Source organism: Micromonospora sp. NPDC048835 (assembly GCF_040649995.1).
Classification (GTDB): Bacteria; Actinomycetota; Actinomycetes; order Mycobacteriales; family Micromonosporaceae; genus Micromonospora.
In genome coordinates this window covers 30532-39742 of the sequence record NZ_JBEZGM010000041.1, presented here as the reverse complement: position 1 = coordinate 39742, position 9211 = coordinate 30532, and the positions used below count along the sequence as shown (strand labels likewise).

General features: G+C 72.8%; 10 protein-coding genes. 4 read left to right on the top strand and 6 right to left on the bottom strand.

Annotation, left to right across the window (positions count from 1 at the left end; all coding sequences use genetic code 11):
• Positions 1–134: 134 nt before the first annotated feature.
• Positions 135–2651 carry an aminopeptidase N gene (pepN, locus tag AB0C15_RS30080; protein WP_357357651.1) on the bottom strand — a complete coding sequence of 839 codons (2517 nt, stop codon included), beginning with the start codon at positions 2649–2651 and terminating at the stop codon, positions 135–137.
• A 71-nt stretch (positions 2652–2722) separates the two neighbouring features.
• Between pepN and AB0C15_RS30075 the strand changes: the two genes are divergently transcribed.
• Positions 2723–2941: a DUF397 domain-containing protein gene (locus tag AB0C15_RS30075; protein WP_357357649.1), complete on the top strand. Its 219-nt coding sequence runs from the start codon at positions 2723–2725 to the stop codon at positions 2939–2941.
• A gap of 106 nt (positions 2942–3047) precedes the next feature.
• Here AB0C15_RS30075 and AB0C15_RS30070 read toward each other — a convergent pair whose 3' ends face one another.
• Positions 3048–3437 (bottom strand): hypothetical protein, encoded by a 390-nt coding sequence (locus AB0C15_RS30070; protein WP_357357647.1) that lies wholly within the window; start codon positions 3435–3437, stop codon positions 3048–3050.
• Between the two features lie 158 nt (positions 3438–3595).
• On the opposite strand from AB0C15_RS30070, the gene AB0C15_RS30065 reads away from it, so the two are divergent.
• Both AB0C15_RS30065 and AB0C15_RS30060 read left to right on the top strand, forming a co-directional pair.
• Positions 3596–4843: a cytochrome P450 gene (locus tag AB0C15_RS30065; RefSeq protein ID WP_357357645.1), complete on the top strand. Its 1248-nt coding sequence runs from the start codon at positions 3596–3598 to the stop codon at positions 4841–4843.
• Between the two features lie 74 nt (positions 4844–4917).
• A complete protein-coding gene (locus tag AB0C15_RS30060; protein WP_357357642.1) occupies positions 4918–5913 on the top strand; it encodes a glycosyltransferase family 2 protein in 996 nt (331 codons plus the stop codon).
• A 96-nt stretch (positions 5914–6009) separates the two neighbouring features.
• On the opposite strand, the gene AB0C15_RS30055 is transcribed toward AB0C15_RS30060, so the two are convergent.
• From AB0C15_RS30055 to AB0C15_RS30045, 3 genes are read right to left on the bottom strand one after another with little or no spacing between them, the layout of a single operon-like run.
• The gene (locus AB0C15_RS30055; protein ID WP_357357640.1) at positions 6010–6627 is read right to left on the bottom strand and encodes a DUF3618 domain-containing protein; all 618 of its coding nucleotides are present in this window, start codon (positions 6625–6627) and stop codon (positions 6010–6012) included.
• Positions 6624–7091, bottom strand: a complete 468-nt coding sequence (locus AB0C15_RS30050) for a phage holin family protein (RefSeq protein WP_357357637.1) — start codon at positions 7089–7091, stop codon at positions 6624–6626. Before AB0C15_RS30050 ends, AB0C15_RS30055 begins: the two co-directional genes overlap by 4 nt.
• Before the next feature lie 31 nt (positions 7092–7122).
• Positions 7123–7968 (bottom strand): hypothetical protein, encoded by an 846-nt coding sequence (locus AB0C15_RS30045; protein WP_357357635.1) that lies wholly within the window; start codon positions 7966–7968, stop codon positions 7123–7125.
• A 232-nt stretch (positions 7969–8200) separates the two neighbouring features.
• On the opposite strand from AB0C15_RS30045, the gene AB0C15_RS30040 reads away from it, so the two are divergent.
• A complete protein-coding gene (locus AB0C15_RS30040) occupies positions 8201–8692 on the top strand; it encodes a DUF4383 domain-containing protein (RefSeq protein WP_357357633.1) in 492 nt (163 codons plus the stop codon).
• 42 nt (positions 8693–8734) lie between these two features.
• Here the strand turns inward: AB0C15_RS30040 and AB0C15_RS30035 are convergent, their stop codons facing one another.
• The gene (locus tag AB0C15_RS30035) at positions 8735–9184 is read right to left on the bottom strand and encodes a GNAT family N-acetyltransferase (RefSeq protein ID WP_357357631.1); all 450 of its coding nucleotides are present in this window, start codon (positions 9182–9184) and stop codon (positions 8735–8737) included.
• Between the last annotated feature and the right edge of the window lie 27 nt (positions 9185–9211).

Here is a 9211-nt window from a genome sequence, read left to right as displayed (position 1 = left end):
TTGTGTTTCCCCGTTACCCCGGTTTCCCCCCGGGGCCGGCGGGGGGGGGGGGGGGGGGCGGGGGGGGGGGCCCGGGGGGGGGGGGGGGGGGGGGGGGGGGGGGCGCCCCCCCCCCCCCCCACGCCGGTAGGTGTTCAGGCCGAGGCGGCGGCCACCGCCGTCCGGGCGACAAGCGCGCGACGCAGGTCGTCGTCGGCGTCGGTCACCACCCGGCGCAGGCCAGGGGTCAGGTCGTCGCGGGCCAGCAGCGCTGCGGCCGCCTCCCGGGTGGGCTGCGCCACGGCGTAGCGGGGGTACGCCAGGGCCGCCACCCGGTCGGCAGTCCAGGGGGTACGCCGCTGCGCGGCGGCCGGCATCTCGGCGAAGTACCGATCGACGTACGCGGCGGTCAGGTCGGTTTGTTCGGGTTGCCAGAACCCCTCGGCGGTCGCCTCCAGCAGCCGGTTGGACAGCTCGGTGTCCCGCACGATGATCTCCCAGGCCGCCCGCTTCGCCGCCGGGTCGGGTAGGGCTGCCCGGCACTGGGCGGCCCGTTCCGCGCCCGTGGAGCTGTTGTCGGCGGCCGCCTCGATGGCGATCTCGGCCTCGCCCGCGGCGCCGAGCACCACCAGTCGGCGCAGCGCCGCCCAGCGCAGCTCAGCGTCGACCTTCAGCCCGGTCGGCACGTCGCGGCCGGCGAGCCAGCCGACGAGCAGATCCGCGTCGGTGGTCGAGACGATCCAGGCCCGCGCGGCGGCGAGCTGCAACGACTCCCCGGCCGGCGCGCCGTCGAGCAGCCGCCGACACGCCCCCGCGACCCGGGCCAGCGCGGCGGATCGGGAGAGCGGGTCGAGGTAGCGGTCGACCAGGGACCGGCTGAGCGTCAGCACGTCCTCCGCGATGATCACCTCGGTCTCGCTGGGCAGCGCGGCGACCATCAGCTCGACGAGACCGGTGACCGGCCGCTCGCCGTCGGTCGTCGCGTCCAGTGCCTCACGCCAGAGCACCGCCCGGGCCAGCGGATCGGCCAGATTGGGCAGCAGGTGCGGGACGGCGTCCGCCGATGCCGGGTCGAGTCGCACCTTGGCGAACGTGAGGTCACCGTCGTTGAGCAGCAGCAGCCGGGCCGCCGGCTCCCCGGTCAGCGCAGCGAGCACCGTCCGCCCCCCGTCGGCGACCGGGTCGATGTCCACCTCGTCACGCTGCCCGGTGCCGTCAGTCGAGTAACGGCCCACGCCGACCCGGTGTGGGCGCAACACCGGGTACGACTCGGGCGCGGTCTGCACCACTGCCACCTCGGTGTAGCGGCCCCGAGCGTCCACGGTGACCTCGGCACGCAGCGTGTTGACCTGCGGTTGGCGCAACCACAGCTCCGCCCAGTCGGACAGGTCCCGGCCGCTGCTGGCGGCTAGGCTGGCCAGCAGGTCGGCGAGGGTGGCATTGCCGAAGCGGTGTGCGGCGAAGTGCGCGTTCAGGCCGGCGAGGAACGCGTCGTCACCGAGCCACGCGACCAGCTGCCGCAGCACGCTGGCGCCCTTGGCGTACGAGATGCCGTCGAAGTTGAGCAGGCCCTCGTCGGCGTCGGCCACCTCCGGCGGAGCGACCGGGTGGGTGGAGGGGCGCTGGTCGGCGGCGTAGCCCCAGGCCTTACGGCGCATCGCGAACGTGGTCCAGGCCTGGTCGAAGCGGGTCGCCTCGGCGGTGACCCGGGTGCCCAGGTACTCCGCGAAGGACTCGTTCAGCCACAGGTCGTCCCACCAGCGCATGGTGACCAGGTCACCGAACCACATGTGCGCCATCTCGTGGGCGATGGTGGTGGCCCGCTGCTCGCGCTCGGTGTCGGTGACCGCCGAACGGAACACGTAGTCGTCCCGGAAGGTGACGATGCCTGGGTTCTCCATCGCCCCGGCGTTGAACTCCGGCACGAACGCCTGGTCGTACTTGCCGAACGGGTAGCGCTCGGTGAAGAGCTGATGGAACTGGTCGAGGCACTGCCGGGTGACGGTGAAGATCTCGTCGGCGTCGGCGTCGAGGTGCTCGGCGAGCGACCGGCGGCAGTAGATGCCCAGCGGCACGCCGTCGTGCTCGGCCCGCCGTACGTGGTACGGGCCGGCGATCAGCGAGAAGAGGTACGTGGCAAGCGGTGCGCTCGGGGCGAACTCCCAGCGCCCGGGGGCCGGGTTGGCGGTCGGCTCGGCGTTGCCGGCGACGATCCACTGCGGCGGCGCGGTGACCGAGAGGGTGAACGGAGCCTTGAGGTCGGGCTGGTCGAAGGCGGCGAAGATGCGCTGCGCGTTGTCGAGGAAGGACATGGCGTAGAGGTAGGTCTCGCCGTCGGCCGGGTCGACGAAGCGGTGCATCCCCTCCCCCGTCCGGGAGTACGCCATCTCGGCCTCGACGACGAGCGTGTTCTCGGCGGCCAGATCGTCGAGCGGCAGCCGGTTGTCGGTGAGCAGGCCGGGATCGAGGTCGCGGTCGTTGAGGCGTACACCGAGAAGTGCCGCGGGCTTGACCTCGGCGAAGGTCGAGGCCCCGGCGGTGGCCCGGAAGCGGATCTCGACACGGGAGCGGAACACGTCGCCGTCACCGGTCAGGTCGAGGTCCACCTGATAGGACTCGACAGTAATCGCCGCGCCACGCGCGGTCGCCTCTACACGGGTCAGGCTCGGCATCCGCTTATCCTGCCCGATGGGGATTCGGCACCCGGCCACCACCTCGACCCTCGGCACTGGAGGAAAGAACCATGACGCAACACCCCAAGGGCGACTTCGATCTCTCTCGGGCGGTCTGGCAGCGGGCCGAGGGGGACACCTCCGACAGCGCCGTCGAGGTCGCCTTCGTCGACGACCTGATCGGGATGCGTAACTCGGCCGAGCCGGACGGACCGGTGCTGGTCTTCACCCAGGCCGAATGGGACGCCTTCGTGGCCGGCGCGCAGGACGGCGAGTTCGACCTGGACTGACTCGCCGAGCCGTCGGTGTGGGATCGCCGTGCCGGTGCCCGTGGTCGGGACACCGGCACGGCCACGTCGGCGGGCTGACCGAAGCGCCCTCGGGCGGGGCTGCCGGTCAACCATCGCCGTCGCCCCAACCGAGGCCGCCGGGGCCCGGGGCGTGGTGGAAGCCGGGATGGTCGTGCACGTCGACGCAGCGCTCGCCGTCCGGGCCGACCGCGCCGCAGAACAGCCGCTCGGCCCGCTGCCAGGCGTCCGCCGGGGACAGCGCGGCCGCCCCGAGCGCCACCTCCGAGCGGAGCAGGCTCAGCGCCTCCGCGTACGCCACGGCCAGCTCGCGCGCCTCGGCCGCGCCGGGCGCGGTGAAGCCCAGGTGCACGGTGAAGAAACGGTGCGGACGGGTGGGCCGCCGGGGCGGCCCGATCAGGGACCGCCCGTCGCGGCCCCCGCCCAGTGCCTCGGCCGCTCGCCGCTGCCGCCAGTGCGGCGATCTGTTGTCGCGCATCCGCCCTCCCCGTGGTCGACCCACAAGCAGCAAACCAGGTTCCGCCGCCCCTGGGAGGGGCCAGCCGGCACACCGCCGACGCGGGGGATTCAGCGACGACCACCGGGGTAGACGCAGCGGGCCGGCGGCGACCACCGCCCCGCGCGTGAGGAGACCCGATGGCGACCATGCCGGCCGACCGCAGCCCGGACAGCACGCTCGCGCTGCTCCGCGCCGGTTACCGGTTCATCGGCGAGCGCTGCGAGCGGTACGGCAGCGACATCTTCCGGACCCGGATCCTGCTCGCCCCGACCATCTGCCTGCGCGGCCGGCCGGCGGCGGAGCTGTTCTACGACAACGACCGCTTCCAACGCGCCACCGCGATGCCGCTGCGGGTGCAGCGGACCCTGACCGGTCGGGGTGGGGTGCAGGGGCTGGACGGGCCGGAGCACGCCGACCGCAAGGCCATGTTCATGTCGATCATGACACCGGCCGCGATCCGACAGCTCGGCCAGCTCTTCGACGACGAGTGGCGTACCCGGACCAGCGCCTGGGAGGGTGCCGGCCCGGTGTCGCTCTACGCCGAGCTGGGTCGGTTGCTGACCCGGGTGGTCTGCGCCTGGGCCGGGGTGCCGCTGCCCGCGTCGCAGGTCGAGCGTCGCGCCGTCGAGCTGCACGCCATGATCGAGGCCCCGGCGGTGGTCGGCCCCCGGCACTGGCGGGGACGACTCGCCCGGTACCGCGCCGAACGCTGGCTCGCCGACCTCGTCGAACGGACCCGGGTCGGTCTCACCCCGGCGCCGGCGGGAAGCGCGTTGGCCGTGATCGCGGAACACCGGGACGGGCGCGGCGACCTCCTCCCCCGGCGGGTCGCGGCGGTGGAGCTGCTCAACGTACTGCGCCCGGTGGTCGCCGTCGACCAGTACATCGCCTTCGCCGCCCTCGCCCTGCACGACCATCCGGGCTGGCGGGATCGGGTCCGCGACGACGACGAGGCCACCGAGCACTTCGTCCAGGAGGTACGCCGCTACTACCCGTTCTTTCCGATGGCGGCGGCCCGGGTCCGTCGGTCCTTCGACTGGCAGGGCCACCACTTCCCGAGAGGCCGGCGGGTGCTGCTCGACCTCTACGGCACCAACCACCACCCGACGCTCTGGCCCGAGCCGGAGCTGTTCCGTCCCGAGCGGTTCGCCGGCCACCGGGTGGACCCCTTCGCGCTGGTGCCGCAGGGCGGCGGCGACCACTGGGCCGGGCACCGCTGCGCCGGTGAGTGGATCACCATCGACCTGATGAAGCGGGCCGTCACCAACCTGACCGCCGCCATGCGCTACGACGTTCCCGTCCAGAACCTGGCGCTGGACCTGCACCGGATGCCCGCGCTGCCGCCGCTGGGCCTGACCCTCACCAACGTCCGCGGCACCTCGTGACCGGGGCGACGACCGTGCATGGCCGAGGTGCCGAGGGGGCACGGCGGACCGCCGCCGCGCCAACCCGCCTACCGATGACGTACGTGCTGCCGCTGCGCTGGCACACCGACGTGGGGCTGGCCCAGTTGACCGACTACCTGCGCTGGCTCGGCGACCGGGTCGACGTGCTCGTGGTCGACGGCTCACCGGCTGACCGCTACGCGCGGCACGCCGAGGCGTGGCGAGGGCTGGTCCGGCACGTCCCACCGGACCCGGGCGTGCGTGGGCTCAACGGCAAGGTGATCGGGGTACGCACCGGGGTGCGCGCGGCGGTCCACGAGCAGGTGGTGATCGCCGACGACGACGTCAGGTACGACGAGGCCGCGCTGACCGCGGTGCACCGGCTGCTGGGCCGGGCCGATCTGGTACGACCCCAGAACTACTTCGACCCGTTGCCCTGGCACGCCTGGTGGGACACCGGCCGCACGCTGCTCAACCGGGCGCTCGGGGCGGACTACCCGGGCACTCTCGCCGTGCGGCGCAGCACCTTCCTCGCCATGGGTGGGTACGACCCGGATGTGCTCTTCGAGAACCTGGAGCTGATCCGAACCGTACGCGCCCACGGTGGCACCGAGGCCACTCCGGCCTGGCTGTACGTCCGCCGGCTGCCGCCGGACGCCGCGCACTTCCGCGGTCAACGGGTCCGCCAGGCGTACGACGACCTGGCGCAGCCGGCCCGCCTGCTGACCGCGCTCGCGGTGCTGCCGGCGCTGGCGGCGGCGGTCGCGTCGCGTCGAGGTGGGCTGCTGCTCGGCGCGGTGGCCGGCGTCGTCGCAGTGGCCGAGACGGGTCGCCGCCGCGCCAACGGACGCCTCGTGTTCCCGCCGACCACGGCCCTGGCGGCCCCGCTGTGGCTGCTCGAACGCGGGGTGTGCGGCTGGCTGGCGGTCGCCCGACGCGCCCTGTTCGGCGGCGTCCGCTACGGCGACACCCGAATCCGCCACGCCGCCACCCCCACCCCCCAGACCCGCGCGATCTTGCACTTCCTGTGCGGACATAACCCCCAGAAAACGACAAACCCGCAACCCTAACTGCAAGATCGCGGGGTACGGGGGTGGGAGCGTGACAGCTCGCGGGCACCTTGCGGGTGGCCGCGAGCTGTCGCGTTGTGGTTCGGGGTGGCGTGGTCAGGAGGTGGCGTGGTCCTTGACGTGGTGGGCGGCGGACTTCGTGTCGTCCTTGACCGCGTGCACGGCGTCCTGGGCGGTGGACCTCACCGACTCGGCGGCCTGCTGGGCCGGCTCACGCAACTCGCTGGCCACCTCGCTCAGCTTCTCCTTCACCGCCCCGCTGTGCTCACTGACCTTCGCCTTCACCTGCGCGGCGGCCTCCTGCTCGCGGCGGGACGCCGGGATCAGCGACGAGGCCAGCCAGCCGACCCCGAACGCGATCAGGCCGGCGGCGAGAGGGTTGCCCTGGGACTTCTGCCGGATCACCCGCGGGGCGCTGTGCGCCGCGTCGCTGACGGTGGTCGCCGCCGAGTGCGCGGCGTCGCTGACGCTTGAGGCCGCCGACGAGGCGCGGTCACCCACCGAGTGGGCGGCCTGGCCGGTGCCGTGACCGAGGTCGGACGCGGTTCCCATGACCTTGTCCCTCACATTCTGCAGAGCGGAGCGGGCCCGCTGCTTGCGGTCGTCGACGATGCGGCTGGGGCTTACCTTGTACGCCAGCGCATCCACGTCGGAGCTGAGACTGTTGCGGGTAGCTTCGATCTCCCGGCGGATCTGGTCGGGATCGGTGCTCATCGGGTGACTCCCTCCGGGTGCGGCTTGAGCGCGTCGGGGATCCGCTGCACGCTGTCGTTCGTCTGCTTGAGCCCGCGTACGTTCTGGGCGTTCTTCTTGGCCATCGAGTAGAGGACCGCGGCGACCGCGGCCCAGAGCACGGCCACGATCAGCGCGGCCAGGCCGGAATCCATGACGTTGTCCAGGAGCTGCCACACGGCGATCGACACGAAGAGCGCCACCATGTAGCCGCCGAAACCGGCACCGCCGAAGAGGCCCGCGGCCTTGCCCGCCTTCCTGCCCTCCTGGCGGATCTCCGCCTTGGCCAGCTCGACCTCCTGACGCATGAGCGTCGACAGGTCGGTGGTGACCTGACGCATCAGGTCACCGAGCGAGCTGCCCTTGACCTCCGCCGCGGTGTGCGGGGCGCCCCCGTCGGGGTGGTAACCGGAGTCCAGTCCGGACCCCTGCGTCGGCATGCTCATGCCGTCGCCTCCCTTCGGATGACTCGGCGGCTCACGGACGCGGGCTGCCGCTGGACGGCACGCCCGGCAGCGGGTCGGTCTGGGTCACCGGCGGCAGCGGCTGACCGGTGCCGGAGTGCTCCGGGTAGTCACCCCGGGTGGGCTCGGCGTAGGTGCCGGGCTCCGGGTCGGCGTAGGTGCCGGGCGTCTGGGCCGGGTAGCCACCGGACGTCGGCGGGGTGTGCGTACCGGGGGTCGGGTCGAGGTAACCGCCAGGCGGGACGGCGTCCGGCACCGCGCGGGGCGCCGGCGGCGGCGTCGGAATCACCGCGGTCTGCTCCGGGTCGTACGCCCCCGCGCCCCGGTAACCCGAGGAACCGTTGCCGGAGTCGTCACCGGCGGCCGAGATGCCCCGGGTCAGCCGACCGGCAAGCACACCGAGGACCGCCGCGCCCACCAGGAAGGTGCCCGGGTTACGCCGCGCGTAGTCGCGTACCTCGGTGACGAGGTCGCCGGGCTCGCGCTGCTCGAGCCAACCGGCCACGCCCTGCACCCGGTCGGCGGCCTGGCGGGCCAGCTCGGTCACCGGGCCGGCCTGACCCCCCTGCTCGGCCATCGAGCGCATCTCGTCGGCAAGCGAACGCAGCCCACCCGCGGCTCGTCGCTGCTGCTCACCGGTCTGGCTGGCGAGCTGGCTGCGGGCCTCGCCGTACAGGTTGCGGGCCTGCCGGGCGGCCTCCCGGCCTACCTCGGTGCCCTGCTCCTTGGCCGTCTGGGCGACCGCGCCACCGGCGTGGGCGGCCTCGGAACCGACCTGGCGGGCCTGGTCGCGAACGCCGCCGCCGTTTGCCGACTCCTGCCCGTACGTGGAAGACGTGGGTGAAAGATCGTAAGTCATGGCTTCCCTTCCGCTCGGAAAGTCGTCGCGGTTGTGCTGGGGGGATGCGGTCGCGTTTCCGCCGCCGCTGACCATTGACCTACCCTGCGTTTTGGCTTCCATACCTCTTCGTGCATTTATCTGCGCGGCCCACCGAATGGACTTCAAAATGGAGGATCGTCGGGCTGCGTCACGTCGCCGCTGCGGACAGTGAGGTTCGCGAAGGCCGGCAGATCCACGGAGGGGGCAGCGGATGGCACGAGACGCACGGGGCGGCCGAGTGGCCCGCCCCCGACCCCGGGTCCAGTTGGCCGCACTCGCCGTGGCCGGGGTCTTCCTGCTGATCGGCGTCCTCGGCTTCATTCCCGGCATCACCACCGACTACGGTGAGCTGCGCTTCGCCGGGCACCACTCGGACGCCCGCCTGCTCGGGCTGTTCCAGGTGTCGATCCTGCACAACGTGGTGCACCTGCTCTTCGGGCTGGTGGGCCTGCTGCTGGCCCGCAGCGTCGCCGGCGCCCGCGTGTTCCTGGCCGCCGGCGGTGCGATCTACCTCGCGCTCTGGCTGTACGGCCTGGCGATCGAGGCCATCAACCCGGAGGGCGGGGCGAACATCCTGCCGGTCAACGACGCCGACAACTGGCTGCACCTCGCGCTCGGCTTCGGGATGCTCGCGCTCGGGTTGCTGCTGTCGAACCAGGCAGGCACCGGCGGACGCCTGGACAACCCCGCCAGCCGGCACTGACCGGCGCCTGACCGGGCGGCGACCCGGTCGCGCCGCCGACCGTCAGGCCGCGACCGGCAGCCGCTTGGCGAAACAGACGCTGTACGGGTTGCCCACGTACTCCCCGTACACCGGGATCTGCTGATAGCCGCACGAGGTGTACAGGGCGATCGCAGCCGGCAGGTAGGTGCCGGTCTCCAGGCAGACCACCGAGTGTCCCTGCCGGAAAGCGCACTCCTCAAGCGCGGCGAGCAACTGACGGCCGATCCCCCGCCCCCGGAACGCGGGCCGGACGTACATCCGCTTGACCTCGCCGGTCTCGGCGTCGAGCGCCTGGAACCCACCGCAGGCGACCGCCCGACCGTTGACCACGACCGCCAGGTAGCGCACGTCGTCGTGGGGGACGAAGACCTGCCCGTCCAACCCACCGTCGGCCTCGCGCAGCTCACGCTGCTGCGCCGTGAGCATGGCGGCGATCTCCGGATCGATGGCAGGCCGGGACTCGATGAGCATCACCCGATGCTAGGACGCGCGGATTGC

Excerpts from the sequence above, each read along its gene's own strand:
- AB0C15_RS30035 (WP_357357631.1), bottom strand. The coding sequence starts at position 9,184 with ATGCTCATCGAGTCCCGGCCTGCCATCGATCCGGAGATCGCCGCCATG.
- AB0C15_RS30070 (WP_357357647.1), bottom strand. The coding sequence starts at position 3,437 with ATGCGCGACAACAGATCGCCGCACTGGCGGCAGCGGCGAGCGGCCGAG.
- AB0C15_RS30060 (WP_357357642.1), top strand. The coding sequence starts at position 4,918 with ATGACGTACGTGCTGCCGCTGCGCTGGCACACCGACGTGGGGCTGGCC.
- AB0C15_RS30055 (WP_357357640.1), bottom strand. The coding sequence starts at position 6,627 with ATGAGCACCGATCCCGACCAGATCCGCCGGGAGATCGAAGCTACCCGC.
- AB0C15_RS30045 (WP_357357635.1), bottom strand. The coding sequence starts at position 7,968 with ATGACTTACGATCTTTCACCCACGTCTTCCACGTACGGGCAGGAGTCG.
- AB0C15_RS30040 (WP_357357633.1), top strand. The coding sequence starts at position 8,201 with ATGGCACGAGACGCACGGGGCGGCCGAGTGGCCCGCCCCCGACCCCGG.
- AB0C15_RS30065 (WP_357357645.1), top strand. The coding sequence starts at position 3,596 with ATGGCGACCATGCCGGCCGACCGCAGCCCGGACAGCACGCTCGCGCTG.
- pepN (WP_357357651.1), bottom strand. The coding sequence starts at position 2,651 with ATGCCGAGCCTGACCCGTGTAGAGGCGACCGCGCGTGGCGCGGCGATT.
- AB0C15_RS30075 (WP_357357649.1), top strand. The coding sequence starts at position 2,723 with ATGACGCAACACCCCAAGGGCGACTTCGATCTCTCTCGGGCGGTCTGG.
- AB0C15_RS30050 (WP_357357637.1), bottom strand. The coding sequence starts at position 7,091 with ATGAGCATGCCGACGCAGGGGTCCGGACTGGACTCCGGTTACCACCCC.